This window comes from Enterobacter sp. BNK-8, from assembly GCF_048685095.1.
In the GTDB taxonomy this organism is placed as follows: Bacteria; Pseudomonadota; Gammaproteobacteria; order Enterobacterales; family Enterobacteriaceae; genus Enterobacter; species Enterobacter quasiroggenkampii.
In genome coordinates, this window is sequence record NZ_JBLQTN010000001.1 from 828,240 (window position 1) to 850,837 (window position 22,598).

General features: G+C 60.8%; 23 protein-coding genes. 14 read left to right on the top strand and 9 right to left on the bottom strand.

Features of this window, described 5'->3' with window-relative positions; all coding sequences use genetic code 11:
• The first annotated feature begins 59 nt into the window (after positions 1-59).
• Positions 60-1,295 (top strand): enterobactin transporter EntS, encoded by a 1,236-nt coding sequence (gene entS, locus ACMGGU_RS03930; protein ID WP_420300267.1) that lies wholly within the window; start codon positions 60-62, stop codon positions 1,293-1,295.
• An 83-nt stretch (positions 1,296-1,378) separates the two neighbouring features.
• Here entS and fepB read toward each other — a convergent pair whose 3' ends face one another.
• Positions 1,379-2,338 carry a Fe2+-enterobactin ABC transporter substrate-binding protein gene (gene fepB / locus ACMGGU_RS03935; RefSeq protein WP_395299876.1) on the bottom strand — a complete coding sequence of 320 codons (960 nt, stop codon included), beginning with the start codon at positions 2,336-2,338 and terminating at the stop codon, positions 1,379-1,381.
• 188 nt (positions 2,339-2,526) lie between these two features.
• Here fepB and entC point away from each other — a divergent pair, with 188 nt between their 5' ends.
• The 7 genes from entC (at position 2,527) to ACMGGU_RS03970 (ending at position 9,866) form a co-directional block, all read left to right on the top strand.
• Positions 2,527-3,702, top strand: a complete 1,176-nt coding sequence (gene entC, locus ACMGGU_RS03940; RefSeq protein ID WP_395299877.1) for an isochorismate synthase EntC — start codon at positions 2,527-2,529, stop codon at positions 3,700-3,702.
• A 9-nt stretch (positions 3,703-3,711) separates the two neighbouring features.
• Entirely contained in the window at positions 3,712-5,322 is a 1,611-nt protein-coding gene (entE, locus tag ACMGGU_RS03945; RefSeq protein ID WP_252077435.1) for a (2,3-dihydroxybenzoyl)adenylate synthase EntE, read from the top strand.
• 10 nt (positions 5,323-5,332) lie between these two features.
• Positions 5,333-6,187 (top strand): isochorismatase, encoded by an 855-nt coding sequence (locus ACMGGU_RS03950; protein WP_045909619.1) that lies wholly within the window; start codon positions 5,333-5,335, stop codon positions 6,185-6,187.
• Positions 6,187-6,939, top strand: coding sequence for a 2,3-dihydro-2,3-dihydroxybenzoate dehydrogenase EntA (gene entA / locus ACMGGU_RS03955; protein ID WP_262805487.1), 753 nt, complete (start codon positions 6,187-6,189; stop codon positions 6,937-6,939). The genes ACMGGU_RS03950 and entA overlap by 1 nt, the downstream gene beginning before the upstream one ends.
• Complete coding sequence (gene entH / locus ACMGGU_RS03960) at positions 6,940-7,353, top strand: proofreading thioesterase EntH (RefSeq protein ID WP_047745870.1); 414 nt, start codon at positions 6,940-6,942, stop codon at positions 7,351-7,353.
• Between the two features lie 149 nt (positions 7,354-7,502).
• A complete protein-coding gene (gene cstA / locus ACMGGU_RS03965; RefSeq protein ID WP_045909616.1) occupies positions 7,503-9,608 on the top strand; it encodes a pyruvate/proton symporter CstA in 2,106 nt (701 codons plus the stop codon).
• A 60-nt stretch (positions 9,609-9,668) separates the two neighbouring features.
• Positions 9,669-9,866, top strand: a complete 198-nt coding sequence (locus ACMGGU_RS03970; RefSeq protein WP_006809671.1) for a YbdD/YjiX family protein — start codon at positions 9,669-9,671, stop codon at positions 9,864-9,866.
• Here the strand turns inward: ACMGGU_RS03970 and ACMGGU_RS03975 are convergent.
• From ACMGGU_RS03975 to ACMGGU_RS03990, 4 genes are all read right to left on the bottom strand, one after another.
• Complete coding sequence (locus tag ACMGGU_RS03975) at positions 9,863-10,267, bottom strand: helix-turn-helix domain-containing protein (RefSeq protein WP_045909615.1); 405 nt, start codon at positions 10,265-10,267, stop codon at positions 9,863-9,865. The two genes, ACMGGU_RS03970 and ACMGGU_RS03975, sit on opposite strands and share 4 nt — an antisense overlap.
• Positions 10,239-10,544, bottom strand: coding sequence for a type II toxin-antitoxin system RelE family toxin (locus tag ACMGGU_RS03980; protein WP_252077432.1), 306 nt, complete (start codon positions 10,542-10,544; stop codon positions 10,239-10,241). The genes ACMGGU_RS03975 and ACMGGU_RS03980 overlap by 29 nt, the downstream gene beginning before the upstream one ends.
• A 183-nt stretch (positions 10,545-10,727) precedes the next feature.
• A complete protein-coding gene (locus ACMGGU_RS03985; RefSeq protein WP_045909613.1) occupies positions 10,728-11,471 on the bottom strand; it encodes an SDR family NAD(P)-dependent oxidoreductase in 744 nt (247 codons plus the stop codon).
• Between the two features lie 57 nt (positions 11,472-11,528).
• Positions 11,529-12,617 (bottom strand): oxidoreductase, encoded by a 1,089-nt coding sequence (locus ACMGGU_RS03990; protein ID WP_126534587.1) that lies wholly within the window; start codon positions 12,615-12,617, stop codon positions 11,529-11,531.
• Positions 12,618-12,776: 159 nt separating this feature from the next.
• Here ACMGGU_RS03990 and ACMGGU_RS03995 point away from each other — a divergent pair, with 159 nt between their 5' ends.
• The 4 genes from ACMGGU_RS03995 to ACMGGU_RS04010 all read left to right on the top strand — a co-directional run bounded on the left by ACMGGU_RS03995 (position 12,777) and on the right by ACMGGU_RS04010 (position 17,680).
• Positions 12,777-14,279, top strand: a complete 1,503-nt coding sequence (locus ACMGGU_RS03995) for a sugar ABC transporter ATP-binding protein (RefSeq protein ID WP_252077431.1) — start codon at positions 12,777-12,779, stop codon at positions 14,277-14,279.
• Positions 14,276-15,271 (top strand): ABC transporter permease, encoded by a 996-nt coding sequence (locus ACMGGU_RS04000; RefSeq protein ID WP_045909610.1) that lies wholly within the window; start codon positions 14,276-14,278, stop codon positions 15,269-15,271. Before ACMGGU_RS03995 ends, ACMGGU_RS04000 begins: the two co-directional genes overlap by 4 nt.
• 19 nt (positions 15,272-15,290) lie before the next feature.
• The gene (locus ACMGGU_RS04005) at positions 15,291-16,355 is read left to right on the top strand and encodes a sugar ABC transporter substrate-binding protein (protein ID WP_039265942.1); all 1,065 of its coding nucleotides are present in this window, start codon (positions 15,291-15,293) and stop codon (positions 16,353-16,355) included.
• 83 nt (positions 16,356-16,438) lie between these two features.
• Positions 16,439-17,680, top strand: coding sequence for an LVIVD repeat-containing protein (locus tag ACMGGU_RS04010; protein WP_395299878.1), 1,242 nt, complete (start codon positions 16,439-16,441; stop codon positions 17,678-17,680).
• Positions 17,681-17,772: 92 nt separating this feature from the next.
• Here ACMGGU_RS04010 and mtnK read toward each other — a convergent pair whose 3' ends face one another.
• Entirely contained in the window at positions 17,773-18,972 is a 1,200-nt protein-coding gene (mtnK, locus tag ACMGGU_RS04015) for an S-methyl-5-thioribose kinase (protein WP_045909608.1), read from the bottom strand.
• 104 nt (positions 18,973-19,076) lie between these two features.
• Here mtnK and mtnA point away from each other — a divergent pair, with 104 nt between their 5' ends.
• Both mtnA and ACMGGU_RS04025 read left to right on the top strand, forming a co-directional pair.
• A complete protein-coding gene (mtnA, locus tag ACMGGU_RS04020) occupies positions 19,077-20,093 on the top strand; it encodes an S-methyl-5-thioribose-1-phosphate isomerase (RefSeq protein ID WP_063615568.1) in 1,017 nt (338 codons plus the stop codon).
• Between the two features lie 42 nt (positions 20,094-20,135).
• Complete coding sequence (locus ACMGGU_RS04025) at positions 20,136-20,606, top strand: SRPBCC family protein (protein WP_395299879.1); 471 nt, start codon at positions 20,136-20,138, stop codon at positions 20,604-20,606.
• A 53-nt stretch (positions 20,607-20,659) separates the two neighbouring features.
• On the opposite strand, the gene ACMGGU_RS04030 is transcribed toward ACMGGU_RS04025, so the two are convergent.
• From ACMGGU_RS04030 to ACMGGU_RS04040, 3 genes are read right to left on the bottom strand one after another with little or no spacing between them, the layout of a single operon-like run.
• Positions 20,660-21,202: a 1,2-dihydroxy-3-keto-5-methylthiopentene dioxygenase gene (locus tag ACMGGU_RS04030; protein WP_023315605.1), complete on the bottom strand. Its 543-nt coding sequence runs from the start codon at positions 21,200-21,202 to the stop codon at positions 20,660-20,662.
• Complete coding sequence (mtnC, locus tag ACMGGU_RS04035; RefSeq protein ID WP_252077428.1) at positions 21,199-21,888, bottom strand: acireductone synthase; 690 nt, start codon at positions 21,886-21,888, stop codon at positions 21,199-21,201. Before mtnC ends, ACMGGU_RS04030 begins: the two co-directional genes overlap by 4 nt.
• A complete protein-coding gene (locus ACMGGU_RS04040; RefSeq protein WP_196352106.1) occupies positions 21,885-22,499 on the bottom strand; it encodes a methylthioribulose 1-phosphate dehydratase in 615 nt (204 codons plus the stop codon). Before ACMGGU_RS04040 ends, mtnC begins: the two co-directional genes overlap by 4 nt.
• Between the last annotated feature and the right edge of the window lie 99 nt (positions 22,500-22,598).

Sequence of the window (22,598 nt, forward strand, 5' to 3'; positions counted from 1 at the left end):
TTTGGCTATGTTAGCATGTGCGCCCATGGAATGGGTAGAATTACACTCAAGGCTTTGTCATGAATCAAAAATCCTGGCTGCTCAACCTCAGCCTGCTCAAAACGCACCCGGCGTATCGCGCCGTCTTTATCGCTCGTTTTATCTCCATTTTATCCCTCGGTCTGCTCGGCGTGGCCGTGCCGGTCCAGATCCAGACTATGACGCACTCCAGCTGGCTGGTGGGGTTATCGGTGACGTTAACCGGCGGGGCGATGTTCATCGGCCTGATGGTCGGCGGCGTGCTGGCGGACCGCTACGAGCGTAAAAAGCTGATCCTGCTGGCGCGCGGCACCTGCGGCGTGGGCTTTATCGGGCTGTGTCTGAACGCTATGCTGCCGGAGCCGTCGCTGATGGCCATATATGCCCTCGGGCTGTGGGACGGTTTCTTTGCCTCCTTAGGCGTGACGGCGCTGCTGGCGGCGACGCCCGCGCTGGTCGGGCGCGAGAACCTGATGCAGGCGGGGGCAATCACCATGCTCACCGTGCGCCTCGGCTCGGTGATTTCGCCGATGGTCGGCGGCCTGCTGCTGGCGACCGGCAACGTGGCGTGGAACTACGGCCTGGCGGCGGCGGGGACGTTTATCACCACGCTGACGCTGCTGCGCCTGCCGCTGCTGCCACCCCCGCCGCAGCCGCGCGAGCATCCGCTGACATCACTGATGGCCGCTATTCGTTTTCTGTTGAGTAACCCGCTGATTGGCGGCATTGCGCTGCTTGGCGGCCTGCTGACCATGGCGAGCGCCGTGCGCGTGCTGTATCCGGCGTTAGCGGGAGAGTGGCGGATGAGCGCCTCGGAGATTGGCCTGCTGTACGCCGCGATTCCGCTCGGTGCGGCCTGCGGGGCGCTGACCAGCGGCAACCTGGCGCAGAGCGCGCGTCCGGGGCTGATTATGCTGCTTGCCACGCTGGCCTCGTTTATCGCCATTGGCTTCTTTAGCCTGATGCCGGTCTGGGCGCTCGGGGTGATGTGTCTGGTGATCTTTGGCTGGCTGAGCGCCATCAGCTCGCTCTTGCAGTACACCCTGATCCAGACCCAGACGCCGGAAGGGATGCTCGGGCGCATCAACGGCCTGTGGACCGCGCAGAACGTCACGGGCGATGCCATCGGTGCGGCGATCCTCGGCGGGCTGGGGGCGATAATGAGCCCGGTGGCGTCAGCGAGCAGCAGCGGGTTTGTGTTAGCGATGGTTGGTGTGATCTTATTGGTGGTGCTGGTGGAATTGCGGCGGTTCAGGCAGGAGAGTGCCCCTGTGTGATTTGCCGGGTGGCGGCTGCGCCTTACCCGGCCTACATTTTGCACCCGTAGGCCCGGTAAGCGAAGCGCCACCGGGCGCATACATTACCCGAAAATTGCCTCTAAACGCTGCAACACCAACATCGCGCTGTAATAATCCAGGCGGAACGTCTCGGTTCCTAACGCCCACACGCGCTTGTTTTTCACCGACGGTAGGTGCGCCAGCAGCGGGTTAGCGTAAATCGCCGCCACGTCTTTCTCATCACCGGCAAACACAAACAGCCCTTCGCCGTTCAGTCCCGTCGCCAGGTTTTCACCGCCCAGCTGGATAATGTCGTGGCGCTTGCCCTGGCTTGTTGAGGTCTGCAACCCGGCAGGCAGCTCCGCCAGCGTAAAGCCCAGCTGGTGCAGCAGCTTGCCCTGCGCCGATTCGGCGGTCCACAGGTTGGCGGAATGCGCGGCGGCGGTGTAGACGATGGCGTTCACCGGCTGCGGCGGCAGCGTCATTTGCTGTTTCACCTGCGCGAGCTGTGTATCAAACGCGGCTATGCGCCCGGCGGCCTGCTTTTCGTGTCCGGTGATCGCGCCCAGCTGAGTCAGCAGCGCCTGCCAGCTCTTGTCGTCGTAGTTGATGATAAGCGTCGGCGCGATAGCTGAGAGCTGATCGTACAGCGCCAGTGCGGAATCCCCGCCGGTGGCGCTGATCAAAATCAGGTCCGGCATTTGCGCGGCTACCGCTTCGGCGCTCGGCTCGCCAATGTACAGCCGCGCTACCTTGCGCTGCTTCGCGATATCGCCCCACTGGCGCAGGAAACCCTGTCCATCCGCCACGCGGTTGTTTGGCGTGGTCGCGCCGCTGGCGACGACCGGTGCGTCAATGGCCAGCAGGGAGCCGGTTAAGGTCACGCTGGTGGAGACAATGCGCGTCGGTTTGTGCTCAAGGGTATGTACCCCGCGGCTGTCAGTCACCTGACGCGGCCAGTCGGCGGCTGCGGCTGAGGTAAGTCCTAAAACAAAAAGTGATAATAAAAGCAGGGGATTACGGAAAACGGCAGGGAATTTCACAGCGCGGGATCCTGTTTTTGTTGAAGATAATGCTTCTCATTTTCATGGTTGCCGCACTGGGATGCAAGCTTTTGTCGCACAAGTTATTTGCCCGACGGTTGACAGCGAAGCGATGTGGGATTAGGTTAGCCGACGAAAATATAAATGATAATCATTATTGCTTCTTTTATCATTTTGAGGAGGATGATATGGATACGTCCCTGGCTGAGGAAGTTCAGCACGCCGCAACCACGCTGGAATCAGACCGTTTTTTCTTTATGTCGCCTTACCGCAGCTTTACCACGTCCGGCTGCTTTGCCCGCTTCAGTGAACCCGCCGTCGGCGGTGACGATCCGGCGGGTCGCTTCCAGCAAAAATTAGCCCAGGCCTTCCGCACGGCAAAAGCCAGCGGTATTGCTCACCCGGTGATGGTGGGGGCGATCCCGTTCGACACCCGCAAGCCCTCGTCGCTGTTTATTCCGCAACGCTGGGAAACCTTTTCCCGTCCCGCACGTCAGCAGTCCGCACGTTATTTTTCCGGCGCGCAGACGCTGAAGGTGGCACAACGCACCGAGATCCCGCCGCAGCCCGTCTTCGAAGAGATGGTCGCTCGCGCCGCGTCGCTGACCGCCACGCCGCAGGTGAACAAGGTGGTGCTGTCACGCCTGATTGATATCGCGACCGACAAACGCATGGACAGCGGCGCCCTGATGGAGCGCCTGATCGCCCAGAACCCGGCGAGCTTCAACTTCCACGTGCCGCTGGAAGACGGCGGCGTGCTGCTGGGCGCTAGCCCGGAGCTGCTGCTGCGCAAAGAGGGGGCGCACTTTAGCTCGCTGCCGCTGGCAGGCTCCGCGCGCCGTCAGCCGGACGACGTGCTGGATCGCGAAGCGGGCAACAAGCTGCTGGCCTCCGAAAAGGACCGTCACGAGCACGACCTGGTCACCCAGGCGATGAAGGCCATTCTGGCACCGCGCAGCCATCATCTCAGCATGCCTGATTCTCCTCAGTTGATTACCACGCCGACGCTGTGGCATCTGGCGACGCCGGTGGAAGGCGAGGCGCGTGAAAACGAGAACGCCCTGACCCTGGCCTGCCTGCTGCACCCGACCCCGGCGCTGAGCGGCTTCCCGCATCAGGCGGCGAAAGAGCTGATTGCCGAGCTGGAGCCGTTCGACCGCGAGCTGTTTGGCGGCATCGTTGGCTGGTGCGACAGCGAAGGCAACGGCGAGTGGGTGGTGACCATCCGCTGCGCGCGTCTTCGTGAAAATACCGTTCGCCTGTTTGCCGGTGCGGGCATTGTGCCTGCCTCCTCCCCGGTGGGCGAGTGGCGCGAGACGGGCGTGAAGCTCTCCACCATGCTCAACGTGTTTGGTTTGCACTAAGGAAGACTCATGACCATTCCCTTTACCCGCTGGCCTGAGGCATTTGCCCGCCGATACCGTGAAAAAGGCTACTGGCAGGATCTGCCGTTGACCCACATCCTGACGGATCGGGCGGACAGCGATGCGGTGGCGATTATCGATGGCGATCGCCACATTACCTACCGCGCGCTGAATCAGGCCGTAAACAACCTGGCCTCAGCCCTTCAGGCGCGTGGGCTGCAGCGTGGAGAGACGGCGCTGGTGCAGCTTGGCAACGTGGCCGAGTTTTACATGACCTTCTTCGCGTTGCTGCAAATTGGCGTCGCGCCGGTCAACGCGCTCTTTAGCCACCAGCGCAGCGAGCTGAACGCCTACGCGGCGCAGATCAACCCCGCCGTGCTGATCGCCGATCGCGACCATGCGCTGTTTGCGGGCGATGATTTTCTTCATGCCTTTGTGGATGAACATCGCTCGGTGCGCGTCGTGCTCCTGCGTGGCGATAAGGGTGAATATGCTCTGGACGCGGCGATTGCGCTTCCGGTGGACAATTTTATCCCTAACCCGACGCCCGCCGACGAAGTGGCATTCTTCCAGCTCTCCGGCGGCAGTACCGGCACGCCGAAGCTGATCCCGCGGACGCACAACGACTACGACTACAGCATTCGCCGCAGCAACGAGATCTGCGGTATCACTGCGCATACCCGGTATCTGAACGCGCTGCCCGCGGCGCACAACTACGCCATGAGCTCGCCGGGCTCACTGGGCGTCTTTACCGCGGGCGGCTGCGTGGTGCTGGCGAACGATCCGAGCGCCACGCTCTGCTTCCCGCTGATCGAACAGCATCAGATTAACGTCACCTCGCTGGTCCCGCCGGCGGTCAGCCTCTGGCTGCAGGCGATTGCCGACGGTGCGGGGAACGCGCAGCTTAACTCCCTGAAGCTGCTGCAGGTGGGCGGCGCACGCCTTTCCGCCACGCTTGCGGCGCGCATTCCGGCAGAAATCGGCTGCCAGCTGCAGCAAGTGTTCGGCATGGCAGAAGGGCTGGTGAACTACACCGCGCTCGACGACGCGCCGGAACGCATCATCAACACCCAGGGCCGACCGATGTGCCCGGACGACGAAGTGTGGGTGGCGGACGAGCACGGCAACCCGCTGCCGCGCGGGGAAGTCGGGCGCCTGATGACGCGCGGCCCGTATACCTTCCGCGGCTATTTCAACAGCCCGGAACACAACGCCAGCGCCTTCGACGCAGACGGCTTTTACTGCTCCGGGGATCTGATCGCCATTGATGAGCAGGGCTACATCACCGTGCAGGGGCGCGAGAAAGATCAGATCAACCGCGGCGGCGAGAAGATTGCTGCCGAAGAGATCGAGAACCTGCTGCTGCGCCATGAGTCGGTGATCCACGCCGCGCTGGTGAGCATGGAGGATAGCCTGCTGGGTGAGAAGAGCTGCGCGTATCTGGTGGTGAAACAGCCCCTGCGCGCGGTCGAGGTGCGTCGCTTTCTGCGCGAGCAGGGCGTCGCCGAATTCAAGCTGCCGGACCGCGTGGAGAGCGTGGATGCGCTCCCGCTGACGCCGGTCGGCAAAGTCGATAAGAAACAGTTGCGCCTGTGGCTTGCTGAACGCGCCCGGGGCTGAGGAACAGAGTATGGCCATTCCAAAATTAACCGCTTACGCGCTGCCGACCGCCGCAGAGTTGCCAACTAGCAAGGTGAACTGGGCGTTTGAGCCCGAGCGCGCGGCGCTGCTGATCCACGATATGCAGGAGTATTTCCTGAACTTCTGGGGCGAAAACAGCGAGATGATGCAGCAGGTGGTGGCGAACATCGCCAGACTGCGCGCCTGGTGCAAAGAACACAATATCCCGGTGTACTACACCGCGCAGCCAAAAGAGCAGAGCGATGACGATCGCGCCCTGCTGAACGACATGTGGGGCCCGGGCCTGACCCGTTCGCCGGAGCAGCAGCGCATCGTCGCCGAGCTGGCGCCGGACGAAGCGGACACGGTGCTGGTGAAGTGGCGCTACAGCGCGTTCCACCGCTCGCCGCTGGAGCAGATGCTGAAAGAGACGGGCCGCAACCAGCTGCTGATTACCGGCGTGTACGCCCACATCGGCTGCATGACCACCGCCACCGACGCCTTTATGCGCGACATTAAGCCGTTCTTCATTGCCGACGCACTGGCGGATTTCACCCGTGACGAGCACCTGATGTCGCTGAACTATGTGGCCGGACGCTCGGGCCGCGTAGTGATGACTGACGAACTGCTGCCGTCCGTTCCGGCCTCGAAGGCCGCGCTGCGCGAGCTGATCCTGCCGCTGCTGGATGAGTCCGACGAGCCGATGGATGACGAAAACCTGATCGACTACGGACTGGATTCGGTACGCATGATGGCGCTGGCCGCCCGCTGGCGCAAAGTACACGGCGATATCGACTTCGTGATGCTGGCGAAAAATCCGACCCTCGACGCCTGGTGGGCGCTGCTTTCCCGCGAGGTGAAGTGATGGGATGGGATTTCACCGGTAAAACCGTCTGGGTGACGGGCGCGGGGAAGGGGATTGGCTACGCGACCGCACTGGCATTTGCCGAAGCCGGCGCGCAGGTGACCGGGTTCGATTTGGCCTTCCCGCAGGATCACTATCCGTTTACCACCGAAACGCTGGACGTGGCGGATGCCGCGAAGGTGCATGAGGTGTGCGGGCGCGTGCTGGCTTCGCTCGAACGGCTGGACGTGCTGGTCAACGCGGCGGGCATTCTGCGCATGGGGGCGACGGACCAGCTCTCGCAGAAGGACTGGCAGGACACCTTTGCGGTCAACGTTGGCGGCGCGTTCAATCTGTTCCAGCAGACCATGGGGCAGTTCCGCCGTCAGCAGGGCGGGGCGATTGTTACCGTGGCGTCCGATGCGGCGCACACGCCGCGCATCGGCATGAGCGCCTATGGCGCATCGAAAGCGGCGCTGAAAAGCCTGGCCCTGACCGTCGGGCTGGAGCTGGCAGGCAGCGGCGTGCGCTGCAATCTGGTGTCGCCGGGCTCAACGGACACCGATATGCAGCGCACCCTGTGGAAAAGCGACGATGCGGAGCAGCAGCGCATCCGCGGCTTCGGCGAGCAGTTTAAGCTCGGTATTCCGCTGGGCAAAATTGCCCGTCCACAGGAGATCTCCAGTACGGTGTTGTTCCTTGCCTCCGATGCCGCCAGCCATATCACCCTGCAGGATATCGTGGTGGACGGCGGCTCCACGCTGGGGGCGTAAATGATCTGGAAACGTCATTTATCGCTTGAGGAACTGAACGCCACCAGCGTGAATACTCTGGTGGCGAACCTGGGCATCGTCTATACCCGCCTCGGGGACGATACGCTGGAAGCGGAGATGCCGGTGGATGCGCGTACCCATCAGCCGTTTGGCCTGCTCCACGGCGGGGCCTCGGCGGCGCTGGCGGAAACGCTCGGCTCAATGGCCGGATTTCTGATGACCCGCGACGGACAGAGCGTGGTGGGAACGGAGCTGAACGCCACGCATCATCGGGCGGTATCCCACGGCACGGTTCGTGGCGTGTGTCAGCCGCTGCATCTTGGGCGTTCGAGCCAGAGCTGGGAGATTGGGGTTTTCGACGAGCAGGGGCGGCGGTGCTGTACCTGCCGATTGAGTACGATGGTGCTGGGCTAGCCCAGGCAGATCAAAGTGATCGGCTTAACACTGTGGTGTAAATCTCTGGTTTGACCACGCATTATTGCGTTTCAAAGTTGTTAAATTTTTCCGGTTGTTCTAGAAACAAAATGTAACATCTCACTGTTTCACAACAACGGACAACAACTATGAACAACTCAGGGAAATACCTTACATGGGCAGGGCTCTCCGTTGTGGGAGCCTTTGCCCTGGGCTACATCGCCCTCAACCGGGGGGAGCAGATCAACGCGCTCTGGATCGTCGTTGCCTCGGTCTGCGTTTACCTGATCGCCTATCGTTTTTATGGCCGCTATATCGCTAAAAATGTTCTGGCGGTCGATAGCACCCGCATGACGCCTGCCGTCCGCCATAACGACGGTCTGGACTACGTGCCGACCGACAAGAAAGTGCTGTTCGGTCACCATTTTGCGGCGATCGCCGGGGCAGGCCCGCTGGTGGGCCCGGTGCTGGCGGCGCAGATGGGCTACCTGCCGGGGATGATCTGGATCCTCGCCGGGGTGGTGCTGGCGGGGGCGGTGCAGGACTTTATGGTGCTGTTCGTCTCCACCCGCCGCGACGGACGTTCGCTGGGTGAACTGGTGAAAGAGGAGATGGGGGCCACTGCCGGGGTGATTGCGCTGGTGGCGACCTTTATGATCATGGTGATCATCCTCGCGGTGCTGGCGATGATCGTAGTGAAAGCGTTGACGCACAGCCCGTGGGGAACGTATACCGTAGCCTTTACCATTCCGCTGGCGCTGTTCATGGGGATCTACATCCGCTACCTGCGTCCGGGCCGCATTGGTGAAGTGTCGGTGATTGGTCTGGTGTTGCTCGTGTTCGCCATTATCTCCGGCGGCTGGGTGGCGGAAAGCCCGACCTGGGCACCGTTCTTCGACTTTACCGGTGTACAGCTGACCTGGATGCTGGTGGGCTACGGCTTTGTGGCGGCGGTGCTGCCGGTGTGGCTGCTGCTGGCCCCGCGCGACTACCTTTCAACGTTCCTGAAAATCGGCACCATCGTCGGGCTGGCAATCGGCATTCTGATTATGCGCCCGACCCTGACCATGCCGGCATTAACCAAATTTATCGACGGCACCGGCCCGGTCTGGACCGGCAACCTGTTCCCGTTCCTGTTTATTACCATTGCCTGCGGTGCGGTGTCGGGCTTCCACGCGCTGATCGCCTCCGGGACGACGCCGAAGATGCTGGCGAATGAAAATCAGGCCTGCCTGATTGGCTACGGCGGCATGCTGATGGAGTCCTTCGTGGCCATCATGGCACTGGTCTCAGCCTGCATTATCGACCCGGGCGTCTACTTCGCGATGAACAGCCCGATGGCGGTCCTGGCTCCGGCCGGTACCGTTGACGTGGTGGCATCTGCCGCGCAGGTGGTGAGCGGCTGGGGCTTCGCGATTACCCCTGATACGTTGACGAGCATCGCCAGCGAAGTGGGCGAGCAGTCCATTATCTCCCGCGCGGGCGGGGCGCCGACGCTGGCGGTGGGCATGGCGTATATTCTCCACGGCGCGCTGGGCGGGCTGATGGATGTGTCGTTCTGGTATCACTTCGCCATTCTGTTTGAAGCGCTGTTTATCCTGACCGCGGTGGATGCGGGAACCCGTGCGGCGCGCTTTATGCTGCAGGATCTGCTGGGCGTCATCTCCCCGAACCTGAAGCGGACCGACTCGCTCCCGGCTAATCTGCTGGCGACGGCGCTGTGCGTGCTGGCGTGGGGCTATTTCCTGCATCAGGGCGTGGTCGATCCGCTGGGCGGGATTAACACCCTGTGGCCGCTGTTCGGTATCGCCAACCAGATGCTGGCGGGCATGGCGCTGATGCTCTGCGCGGTGGTGCTGTTCAAGATGAAGCGCCAGCGCTATGCGTGGGTGGCGCTGGTGCCTACCGCGTGGCTGCTGATCTGTACCCTGACGGCGGGCTGGCAGAAGGCCTTCAGTCCGGATAATAAGGTGGGCTTCCTGGCAATTGCCAACAAGTTCCAGGCGATGATCGACAGCGGCAAGATCCCGGCACAGTACACCGAATCACAGCTGTCGCAGCTGGTGTTTAACAACCGTCTGGACGCCGGGCTGACCATCTTCTTTATGGTGGTGGTCGTGGTGCTGGCGTTGTATTCTCTCAAGACCGCGCTGGCGGCATTGAAAGTCGACACGCCAACGGCGAAAGAGACGCCGTATGAGCCAATGCCTGAAAACCTGGAAGAGATTGTGACCCAGGCGAAAGGGGCGCACTAACCTTTGTGCCGGGTAGCGGCTTCGCCTTACCCGGCCTACATTCCCTGTGAGATCAGAATCATGTTCGACACCCTTTCCAAAGCCGGTAAGTACCTGGGCCAGGCCGCCAAAATGATGATTGGCGTGCCGGACTACGACAACTACGTCGAGCATATGCGCGTCAATCATCCGGACCAGACGCCAATGACCTACGAAGAGTTTTTCCGTGACCGCCAGGACGCCCGCTACGGCGGCAAGGGCGGGGCGAAGTGCTGTTAACCCTCTTTCGGGAGATAGAGGCTGATCTGCTCCTGCTTACAGCCGTAGATCGCTGCCAGCTTTTCACGGGTGCGCTTTTGCGGACGGGAGTCCAGCGCTTCCAGCTGTGACACGGCGGACTGGCTGATGCCGAGTTTCTCCGCCACCTCCTGCTGGGATAGCCCGCGCAGGATACGCCACGCGGCCTGCAGGCTGACGTTCTGCCAGGTCATGATGCTGCACACTTCTCCGGGCAATTCCACGTCATCCAGACTATCGTGTTCGACCTCAATATCCTCCAGATCGTCATCGGTTTCGTCGTCAATTTCTGACATCTGTAAGAGCATACGAAAATATTCGTGATAGGGAATAACGGCGTACTGCGTTTTCCCGTTATCGTCCTTGATTAGCTGTACAGCCATAGGTGGCACTCTCCTCATGCAGGTAAGTCGTTGAAGTTCTGCGCTTGACGGCTAAAACATAACAATGGTTATCGGGATCGTCCCGAAGCGTATAGATGATGCGGTAATCGCCAACGCGTAGCCGGAAATGATTTTCGGTCGCCGATATTTTTTTGATATCGGGCCGGGGAGTTGAACGGTCATCCAGCTCATTAAGCTTTACCTCAATGCGGTGCTGATACCGCTCGTCAATCTTTGAAAACGCCTTCTTTGCACCATTGGACCAGACAATCTTCATCCGTACCTCCACTGTACGCCCACACAAACTATAAGGAAATAATAAGACTATTAGATAAATTCCGAATTTCTTATGGGGTACTGTAGAGCGGACATAAAACGGAAGTAAGCGGTAAAAAGCGAAACATCGAGGCGGCTCGACAAGGCCTCTGCCGGGCGACAGAGGCTTTCAGGAAATTTGCGATCAGGCGTTCAACCCGCCGTCGACATCCAGCCCTGTGCCGGAGATCTGCCCGGCGGCCGGACTAGCAAGGAAGGTGACCGCCGCCGCGATGTCTTCCGGCTGGCCGTAGTGACCGACTGCGATCATCTGGCGCTGGGCTTCCGCCTGTTCGCCGTCTTCCGGGTTCATATCGCTGTTGGTGGGGCCGGGGTGGACAAGGTTAACGGTAATACCGCGCGGGCCCAGATCGCGCGCCAGGCCGCGGGTGAGGGAGTTAAGGGCAGACTTGGTCATCGAGTAAACGGCAATACCCGGCATCGCCACGCGGTTGGCCAGACAGCTGCCGATGTTGATAATGCGCCCGCCGTCGGACATGTGCACCAGCGCTTCCTGAATGGCGATCACCACGCCGCGAATGTTGACGTTGATGAGCGCGTCAATGTCCGCCAGGGTCATGGACTCCAGCGGGCCGCCGCGCGCGATACCCGCGTTGTTGACCAGAATGTCCAGCCCGCCAAGGGAACGTGCTGCATGGGTGACGGCATCCTGAATCGCCTGCGCGCTGGCGCTGTCGGCCTGCACAGCTTCGCTGTGTCGTCCCAGCGCCTTAATCTCTTCGGCGACCGCCTGGGCTTTATCGGCAGATTTTTCATACGTAATAATCACATCCGCACCGGCGCGCGCCAGCGACAGTGCAATAGCCCGACCCAACCCGCGGCTGGCACCGGTAACCAGCGCCTTTTTACCTGTTAAATCGATCTGCATGATGACCTCGTTACGAGAGTGGTAAGAATCATCATTAGGTATAGACGGTCAGGGAGATTAACGGCTGAAGTATTCCACCTTCTCAAACGCCGCGCGCAGAACCTCAGGCGTTAACGTCACCGGCAGATAATGAATTGACTCCACCGGACGCAGGGTGTGGGCAATCACCTTATCCAGCTCGTCGCGGTTGTGAATATCGACCTCCAGCGCGCGAAGCGTGGTCGGCAGGTTAAAACGTCGATACGCCGAGACCAGCTGCGCCAGCACGTCGTCCTGGCCGAGCAGGGCGCTCTGCACCAGAATGCCGTAGGCCACCTTGGTGCCGTGGAGGTATTTTTCCGTCTGCGGCAGCACGGTTAAACCGTTGTGCACCGCATGCGCCGCCGCCACGCGGGTATAGCGTTCACCCAGACCGCCGACCATCCCGCCGCCGGCGATTATTGCATCCACCACGTCCCGAAAGACCTGCGTCTGTTCGCCGCGCTGCTGGTCGGCCAGCGCTTCCTCACTGTGCTCCAGCAGAACGTCGCGGATCGCCAGCGCGCCGTTGATGCCCAGCCGCACGGTCAGCGGCAGGTTTTCAGGCTGCGGAGCAAGCACTACCGCTTCGTACCACTTCGCCAGCGTATCGCCGATACCCGCCAGCAGGTATTCCGCGGGTGCGTTAAGAATGATCTGTGGCTCTACCAGCACCAGGAAGTTGGCGTCATCGAAGATCTCAAAATGCAGCGCCTGCCCGGCATCGTTGTACCAGACGGAGAGTGGGGTCCATGCCGCGCAGGTAGCGGCAATGGTGGGGATACCCACGAACGGCACGCCCAGACGACGCGCCACGGCCTTGACGGTATCCAGCACCGCACCGCCGCCGACGCCAATCACCACGCTGGCGTCACTGCCGGATTCGTTCACCAGATGAGTGACGTCGCGCTCGCTGCAGTGGCCTTTAAACAGCAGGTGTTTTGCCCCCGGCGCGTGAAAGCTCTCCGGCAGGAACGGGCGCGCGCCGTCGATAGCGCGCTCGCCGTAAATCCACACCGCGCGGGAAAGCTGCTCCTGGGTAAAGAAGTCATTCAGATGCGCAAGGCTTCCGGGATGGGAGAAGTAGTTCGCCGGGCCAGGCACGACGCGGATATCGGTGTTGCTCATGGTGTTGTCCTTTTTTAGCAAGCGCTAACCCGATGTTATGTCTGGACATCCGGATGGCTAATAATATTTCGCTTTAACTTATGCCTTTTCCGTCGTTGTCAGTCAACCGGAGCTGTGAAAAATTCGATAAATCAGAAGAGTTATGAAGGATTTACGCGGATGGTTTCCAGTCGCCTTGAGATGCGCGGTATCAGCCTGGCCTTTTCCGGCTTTCAGGCGCTGTCGCGCGTGAACTTCACCTTAACCGGCGGATCGGTACATGCGCTGACCGGCGCCAACGGTGCGGGGAAATCGACGCTGATGGCGGTGCTGTGCGGGACGCACGACCACTATGAGGGCGAAATCTCCATCAATAACCAGCCGGTAAGCATCCGCGAGCCGCTCGATGCCAAACGGCTGGGGATCCACCTCGTGCAGCAGGAAGTGGACGTGGCGCTGATCCCGGGGTTAAGCATCGCCGAGAACATCATGCTCGACCAGTTGGCGCAGCCGGGGCATCGCTTCCGCTGGCGCGCCGTCCGCCAGCAGGCGAGACAGGCGCTGGCGCAGCTTGACGTTACGCTGGACGTCCGCCGTTCCATCGACAGCTGCACGCTTGCCGAAAAGCAGCAGATTTTGCTGGCGCGCGCCCTGTCACACCACTGCCGTTTTCTCATTCTTGATGAGCCCACCGCGCCGCTGGACGCGCACGAGAGCGAGCGCCTGTTTGCGGTGGTGAGACGGTTAAAGCAGCAGGGCATCGGCGTGGTGTTTATCTCCCACCGCATTCACGAGCTGAAGGCCATCTGCGACACCCTGACGGTGCTGCGCGACGGCAAGCTGATCGAGTCCGGCCCGATGGCCGATCTTAGCGGCGAAGCGATCGTCGAGAAGATGCTCGGCCACGTGCTGAGCGATATCTACCCGCCCGCTCGGCCGCCGCACGGCGACGAAACGCTGCTGCGGGTGCAAGGTCTGCATGACGACGCGCTGCTGAAAGATATCTCCTTGCACCTGCGCAAGGGCGAAATTCTCGGTATTGCCGGGCTGGCGGGCGCGGGCAAAACCGAACTCTGTAAGGCGCTGTTTGGCGCCAGCAAAAGCCGCGTGTCGCGCGGTGAGTTGAATCAACAGCCCTGGCAGCCGCGCGATCCGGCGGACTCGGTGCTGCGCGGCCTGGCGCTGGTGCCGGAAGAGCGGCGTAAAGAGGGCATTTTTATCGACGAGCCGGTGAGTATGAACCTTGCCGTGTGCGCCGATAACAGCTTCTCGCGCTGGAGCCTGTTCGGCCATCGTCAGGCGTGGCGCTGGGCGGAGGAGGTGATCGCTCGCGTCGGCGTGCGCGCCCGCGGTCCCGGACAGGTTTTGCGACGTTTGTCCGGCGGCAACCAGCAGAAGGTCGCCATTGGCAAGTGGCTGCGCAATGACGCGAGCGTGCTGATCTTCGACGAGCCGACCAAAGGCGTGGACGTGAAGGCCAAAACCGATCTGTTCCAGTTGATCGACGGCCTGGCGCGCGAGGGCAAAGGGGTGATTTACGCCTCCGGCGAGTTTGCCGAGCTGGTCGGGCTGTGCGACCGCATCTGCGTGCTGTGGGACGGGCGCATCGTGGCGGAAATCGCCGGGGCCGAGGCCCGTGAAGAGACACTACTTTATTATTCAACCGGAGGAACGGCGTCGTGAGCAAGGCCCTTTCAGTAAACGCGACGGCGTCTGGTCGTCAGCAGATTTTCGATTTTCTCTACAAGTGGGGCATGCTGTTAACCGTCGTCGCGCTGGTGGCCGTCTTTGGCCTGGCGTCGGACAGCTTCCTCGATCCAAACAACATCATCAATATTCTGCGTTCGATTGCCATCGTGACGGTGATAGCTATCGGCGTGTCTATCTCGCTGACCATTGGCGGGTTCGATCTCTCCGTAGGATCGACCGCGTCGCTGGCGAACGCGCTGGTGATTTCCCTTTTCGTCTGGCACGGCTTCGGCACCACCGAGTCGATTCTGATCACCCTCGCGCTCTGCACGCTGGTGGGGCTGTTTAACGCCTTTCTGATCGTCATCCTGCGCATTCCGGACATGCTCGCGACGCTGGCCAGCCTGTTTGTGATCCAGGGCGTGGCGATGACCTACAGCTACGGCGGCTCGATTACCGAGAACATGGTGCTGCCGAGCGGTGACATGGCGGAAGGCACCATCCCTGCGACGTTCAGCCTGCTGGGGCAGGTGCCGACGATTGTGATCATCATGCTGGTGGTGACGGTTCTGGCGCAACTGGGGCTGTCGCTCACCACTCACGGTCGTCGGATGTACGCCATTGGCGGTAACCCGGAAGCGGCGCGCCTCTCGGGGATTCGCACCACCCGCTACAAGGTGGCGGCCTACGTGATTGCCTCCCTGCTGGCAGGCCTGGGCGGGATTTTGCTGGCCTCGCGCATTGGCTCATCGCAGGTAAACGCGGGCGGCGGTTACCTGATGGATGCGGTGGCGGCGGCGTGGATTGGCTTCTCGCTGGCCGGGTCCGGCAAGCCGAATGCCCTGGGCACGCTGGTCGGGGCGGTGATTCTCGGCGTGCTGTCGAACGGGCTGGTGATGCTCTCCGTGCCGTATTACGCCATGGACATTATAAAAGGGCTGGTGCTCGCGGTAGCGCTGGCGATTACGTACATACAAAAACGCTGACAACACAACGGGATAAAAAATGAAAAAGATTGCACTCTCTTTGGTGGCATTAGGGTTATTCACCGCTCTGCCTGGCTTCGCGGCCACGCCCGCACCGCTTCCGGCGGCCATTGCCAATCATGACGGCCCCATTCGCATCGCGGTGATCCGTAACCTCGGCTCAGACGACAACACCACGCAGTTTATTGCCGGGGCCATTCAGGAAGGGAAGAAGCTTGGCTTTAAGGTCAGCACCTTTTTAAGCAACGGGGACGACGCCAAATTCCAGGACTTCGTGAACCAGGCCATCAGCCAGAAGTACGACGGGATTATCCTTTCTCAGGGCCGCGATCCGTACTCCACCGCGCTGGTGAAAAAGGCGGTGGACGCCGGGATCAAAGTCGCCGTCTTTGATACGGCGGTTAACGGCGAGATCCCGGGCGTGACCGTCACCCAGCAGGACGATGCCTCCCTGACGAACCTCTCCTTCGGCCAGCTGGCGAAAGATTTCAACGGCAAGGCCAATATCGTCAAGCTGTGGGTGGCGGGCTTCCCGCCGATGGAGCGTCGTCAGGCGGCGTATAAAGAGTTGCAAAAACAGTACCCGGACATCAAAGAGCTGGAGTCTATCGGCGCGGTCTCTTCTGACGTGCAGGGCGACACCGCCAACAAGGTGGGTGCGATCCTGGCGAAGTACCCGAAAGGTAAAATCGACGCCATCTGGGGGACCTGGGACGCCTTCAGCCAGGGCGCGTACAAAGCGCTGAAAGAGAACGGCCGTACCGAGATCAAACTCTACAGCATCGACATCTCCAACCAGGATCTGCAGCTGATGCGCGAGCCGGGCAGCCCGTGGAAGGTGAGCGTGGCGGTGGATCCGAAGCTGATTGGCGCGACCAACGTGCGTCTGGTGGCGAACAAGATTGCCGGGGAAGCCACGCCTGCGACCTACGATTTTAAGGCTGCCGCTATTCCGCAGGCGCTGCTGACCGCCCAGCCGGGTGCGGTGAACGTGGCGTCGCTGGGGAAAATCATTCCGGGTTGGGGTCAGACGGAAGATTTTATCGCGCCGTGGTTTGCGACGCTGGAAGCCAGGTCAAAATAATGCCCGGTGGCGCTTCGCTTACCGGGCCTACGGTGTTGTAGGTCGGATAAGGCGAAGCCGCCATCCGGCGAAAGGACTCAACTATGTCTGCATTACCTCAACCCGAATACAGCCGCAACATGCGGCTGATTGGCCATAGCGATCAGGGTGGTCGCCCAGACGGCGTGCAACTGATGGTGCACCGCGGTTTCGCTTATATCGGCCATATGGTGTCGCAGGGCTTTTCGATTGTCGACGTGCGCGATCCGAAAAACCCGAAAGCGGCGGGCTACGTGCCCGCGCCGCCCGGCACCTGGAACGTGCATCTGCAGGCGCATGATGACCTGCTGCTGGTCATCAACGCCCGGGATCTGTTTGCCGATGCCCGCTTTGCCGACGAGAAGGTCTACTACACCCGCCAGGTGGGCGAGACTGTCCGCGACGTGCAGGACAAAGGCTGGAGCGCCGGGCTGCGCGTGTTTGATATCTCCACTCCGGACAGACCGCGCGAAATCGGCTTTCTGTCGCTAAGCGGGATTGGCATTCACCGCATCTGGTACGTCGGTGGCCGCTGGGCGTACGTGTCAGCGCTGATCGACGGTTTTACCGACTACATCTTTCTGACGATCGATCTGACCGACCCGCGTAAGCCTGAGGTGGCAGGGCGCTGGTGGCTGCCGGGGATGAACCAGGCCGAAGGCGAACAGCCGAACTGGCCGGAAGGGAAACGCTACGCGCTCCACCATGCGATTATTGCCGGCGATACCGCGTACGGCAGCTGGCGCGACGGCGGCCTGACGCTGCTGGACGTGAAGGATCGTACCCGTCCTAAGCTCATTAGCCACCGTAACTGGAGTCCGCCGTTTGGCGGCGGCACGCACACCGCGCTGCCGCTGCCGGACCGCGATCTGCTGGTGGTGCTGGATGAAGCGGTGCTCGACAACCAGGAGGACGGGGAGAAGCTGATCTGGCTGTTTGATATCCGCGAGCCGTCGAACCCGGTAAGCATCTCTACCTTCCCACAGCCGGACGAAACTGACTACGTGGCGAAAGGGGCGCATTTCGGGCCGCACAACCTGCACGAGAACCGGCCGGGGAGCTTTGTCAGCTCCACGCTGATTTTTGCCACGTATCAGAATGCGGGCGTGCGCGCGTATGATATTTCCAATCCGTATCGTCCGGTTGAAACGGGGGCGCTGGTGCCTGCCGCGCCGGCGAAAATGATGGATACCCGCCCGAATCGCCCGCAGGTGATCCAGTCATGTGACGTGTTCGTGGATGCGCAGGGAATTATCTACAGCACGGACTATAACGGTGGGTTGTCGGTGATTGAGTATTTGGGGTGAGTTTTTGCCGGGTGGCGGCTTCGCCTTACCCGGCCTACATTTTGCAGCCGTAGGCCCGGTAAGCGCAGCACCACCGGGCACAAAGCCGGCACTCAGCTGTACTGCCGCACCCGCGCCACCAGATCTTCCGCGCTGTCGATACGGTCAGCAATAACAATCAGCGCCTTGCCGAGCGTTATCGCGTGGCGAAGGCATTCGTGGCGCATCGCCTCGTCCTGAATGGTGTCGATATCCGCGACGTGGGAAAGCCCGACGCTGCGGCGAATCAGCTCGGTGCCGCAGAATCCAATGGCGTCATGCCAGACCTTTTTCAGGAAGGCGGAGGCATAGCCCGGCGCGCTGAGCGCGGCGTCACGTGTTTTCTCATGTGCCAGCGCCTGGAAGCGCTCCGCGAAGGTGTTCCACAGTTCCTGAATATCGGTCAGGCGCTGTTCGCGGGCGGCGGCGGCATCGCGAATGCCCAGATGTCCCGGCAGGCCGCAGAAGTTCAGCAGCAGGTTGCCGATAGCGGTGCCGACGTCAAAGCCCATCGGCCCGAAATAGCCGAACTCGGCGTCGATGGCCTTCAGGCTGCCGTCGGCCACAAAAATCGAGCCGCTGTGGATATCCCCGTGCAGCAGGGCTTCAGCCTGAGAAAAGAAACGGTGCTTCAGGGAGGCCACGGCAATTTTCAGCTGGGCGTCGTCGCGCAGCGCGGCGACGTCATTTTCCAGCTCGGCCGGGTAGCTGTTGCGTTCGTGGATCTGGTACGGATCGTTGAAGAACAGATCTTCGGTGATCTCGCACATCTCCGGGTTGATAAATTTCGCCACCTGCGCTTTTTTCTCGTGCGGGTGCAGGTAGAAATCGCTGGTGTGGAACAGCGCGTGCGCGAGGTATTCACCCAGCTGACGCGCCGCCTGCGGGTAATAATTATTTTTGATCAGCTCGCCGCGCCAGATGCGATGGCTGGAGAGATCTTCCATCACCATCACCGCCAGTTCCGGGTCAAAGTGGTGGATTTTCACCGTGTGCTGCGGACTGTGCCGGTAGTGCTCGACCAGGGTTTGCGCCTCCAGACGGGCGCGGTCCAGCGTCAGCGGCCAGGACTCGCCGACGCAGCGCACGTAGGGCAGCGCCTGCTTAACGATGATGCGGCTCACGCCCGCGCTGTCGAAGATTTTGAACACCAGATTGAGGTTGCCGTCGCCTACCTCCTGCGCCTCCACCAGCGATGAAGGATCGTCAAGGCCGCCAAACTGCCTGGCATATTCCACGGCGTCCTGAGCGGTAAAGGTACGGTATTGCGACATGGCCTGCTCCTCACGGGTTTGCTAATAAAGACATGTAGACGTCTATACATCTGGATTTCATCCTGACACAATGTGCTACAACAACGCAACAGGGAATTAACGACATGCAGACATTACAGACGACCAGCCTGCGGGTAGCGGATAATCAGCTCTTTATTCTCGACCAGCAGGCCCTTCCGCAGGAGAAACGCTGGCTGGATGCCTCAACGGTAGAGGCGCTGGTGGGGCATATTCACGCCCTGCGGGTGCGCGGCGCGCCGCTGATCGGTCTCTCTGCAAGTCTGCTGCTGGCGCTGCTGGCGGAAAACGGCAAAAGCCGTGACGAGCTGGCGGTTGCGCTGGAAACCCTGCGCGCATCCCGCCCGACGGCGGTGAACCTGATGAACAACCTTGACCGCATGAAGCTGGCGCTGTGGCAGGAAGAGTATGTTCCGGCGCTGGTGGCGGAGGCGCTGCGCCTGATCGACGAAGACAAACGGCTCTGTGACGCCATTGCGAAAGCGGGCAGCGCGCTGGTGAAGCCCGGCAGCCGCCTGCTGACCCACTGTAACACCGGCGGGCTGGCAACGGCGGGCGTCGGTACGGCGCTGGGCGTGATTGCTCGCGCGCATCAGGAAGGCAAGGTCAGCAACGTCTGGGTCGATGAAACCCGTCCGCTGCTGCAGGGGGGAAGGTTAACCGCCTGGGAACTTGGCGAGCTGGGCGTGCCGTATCAGCTGATTACCGATTCTATGGCCGCCAGCCTGATGGCGAAAGGGCAGGTGGACGCCGTGTGGGTGGGTGCAGACCGCATTGCCGCCAACGGCGACGTGGCGAACAAGATTGGCACCTATTCCCTGGCGGTGTTGGCAAAATTCCACGGCATCCCGTTCTACGTGGCCGCGCCGCAAACGACCCTCGACCCGGATTGCCCAAACGGCGACGCGATCCCGATTGAGCAGCGCGCCGCCAGCGAGGTGACGGGCGTCGCCGGAAGCTTTGGCGCGGTGCAGTGGGCGCCGGAAAACGCGCAAGTCTACAACCCGGCGTTTGACGTAACGCCCGCCTCGCTGATTAGCGGCTGGGTGCTGGATACGGGGGTGGTCACGCCGGAAGCGGTGGCAAACGGCAAATTCGCCTGAGTCCGGCTATCCTTTAAGGGGTTCCCTTAAGAGGACAATATCGTGACGCTCGATCCTGAAACAGACTTAAAACTGGAGCGCGTGGTGGATGCCCCGCGCGACCTGCTGTGGCTGTGCTGGACTACGCCCGAGCATATCAAAAACTTCTTCATTCCTGCTCCCCATAAGGTGACCGAATGCGACCTCGACCTCCGCGTGGGCGGACGGTTCAACACCGTGTTTGAGGTGGACGGTCAGCGGATGGATAACCGGGGTGTGTTCCTTGAAATCGACCCGGGAAAAAAGCTGGTCTTTACCGACGGCTATACCGAAGGCTGGAAACCGGCCGAGAAGCCATTTATGACGGCGATCCTGCTGCTGGAAGAGGTGGGCGAGGGCAAAACGCGCTATACGGCGATTGCGCGCCACCCCACGAAGGAAATCCGCGAGCAGCACGAGCAGATGGGCTTCCACGAAGGGTGGGGGATTGTGCTGGATCAGCTGGTGGAGTATGTGAAGAGGCTAAACGCGTAGTGCGCGCTGGTGCCCTCACCCCGGCCCTCTCCCACAGGGAGAGGGAGAAAAGATCAAGCGAGGCGCGGATACGCATCCGCGATCGCATCACCCGTAAACTGGGCCACCCAGCCTTCCGGATTATCGAAAATACGAATCGCCGTAAAGTTCGGCTCTGAGCCCATATCAAACCAGTGCGGCGTGCCCGCGGGCACGGAGATCAGGTCGTTTTTCTCGCACAGCACCTGATACACCTCATCGCCAATGTGCAGGCAGAACAAGCCCGCGCCTTCCACGAAAAAGCGTACTTCGTCCTCGCCGTGGGTGTGTTCGTTCAGGAACTTCGCGCGCAGCGCCTCTTTCTGCGGATTGTCGGCGCGCAGGCTGATCACGTCCCAGCTCTGGTAACCCTTCTCTGCGACCAGTTTGTCGATCGCATGTTGATACGCCGCGATCACTGCTTCAGGCGCGGGATCGTGTCCTAAATCGCGATCCGCCGCCCAGCGTTCAAACCGCACGCCTTTCGCGTTGAGCTGTTGGGCAATCTCGGCGGCGTCAGTGCTGTGCCACTGGTGTTGACTGGCGTCTTTGTCGGAATAAATGGTCAATGCGCTCATGAAGGGATCTGCTCCGGGTTAATCTCGTCAAACTGGTGGACCTGATGGTGGTGGCTTGCGCCGTCATCATCACCGCGAATCAGCTGCAGGGTACGAAAACCTGCCTGTTCAGCCGCGTCCAGCTCCTGATGAATATCGGAGAGGAAGAGGATCTGCGACGGGGCTATGCCCGTTTGCGCCGCAATGTTCTGATAAGACTGCACCTCGCGCTTGGCGCCGATGTGGGTGTCGAAATAGCCGCTGAACAGATGAGTAATATCACCTTCGTCGCTGTAGCCAAATAACAGTTTCTGCGCAGCGACGGAGCCAGAGGAATAAACATAGAGATCAATCCCTTGCGCTTTCCATTTTTCCAGCGCGGGCAGCACGTCCGGGTAGAGATGGCCGGTAAAGTCGCCGTTGACGTAGCCGTCGTGCCAGATGATCCCCTGCAGCGCTTTGAGCGCGGTCGATTTGCGGTCTTCATCCATAAAGGCAAACAGGGCGTCGATAAGCTCGCTGACGCTGGCGTGCGGATGACCGATTTCATCACGCAGGTTGTCCAGAATGGATTTCACCGGCTCGGCGTACTGCTGAGCGGTCACGAAGGCCGCCAGCCGCTCACGCGCAAAGGGGAACAAAACATCATGGACAAAACGAATATCGCTGGTGGTCCCTTCAATATCCGTCACAATCGCGCGAATCATACTCTCTCCAGTTGTCGTAGACGCATTTCACATTCAAACAGGAACTCCAGTCCTTCCAGATGACGGCGGGCTTCGGCCACATCGCGTCCCCAGCAGGTTAAGCCATGGCCACGCAGAAGAAAACCATAATTAAGCGGACGTTCCTGCGCGTAATGGGCGATTCGCGAGGCGAGGGCGTCAATATCCTGGTCGTTATCGAAGACCGGGATAGCCACCGTGTCCAGATGCGTGGTCTGTCCGGTGAGGGATTTTTGCATCTCAAAGCCGCTGATGTTGAGCTCGGCTTCTTTGACCAGACGGGACAGCACCGTGGCGTTGACGGTATGAACGTGCAGCACGGCGTTGGCTTCCGGGAACAGACGATAAATCAGCGTGTGCAGACCGGTCTCCGCCGACGGTTTACGACCGGACGGCGCGCGGTTGGTGGCGATCTCCACCTGCAGAAAGTCATTGGTTGTGAGGCTACCTTTGTCTTTGCCGGATTCGCTGAGCCAGCAGAGATGTTCGTCCTGACGCACCGACATGTTACCGCCGGTAGCGGGTGCCCAGCCTTTGGCACCAATCCAGCGGCAGGCGTCGACCAGATGCGTGAGTTGCAGGTTGTCTGTCATTTTCCTTTTACCCTCTCGGACAGGAATATTCATATTGTTTAGACGTCTAAGCGTCTTGATTGCCAAAGACTAACATCGTGTTATAGTGGCAGCAACATA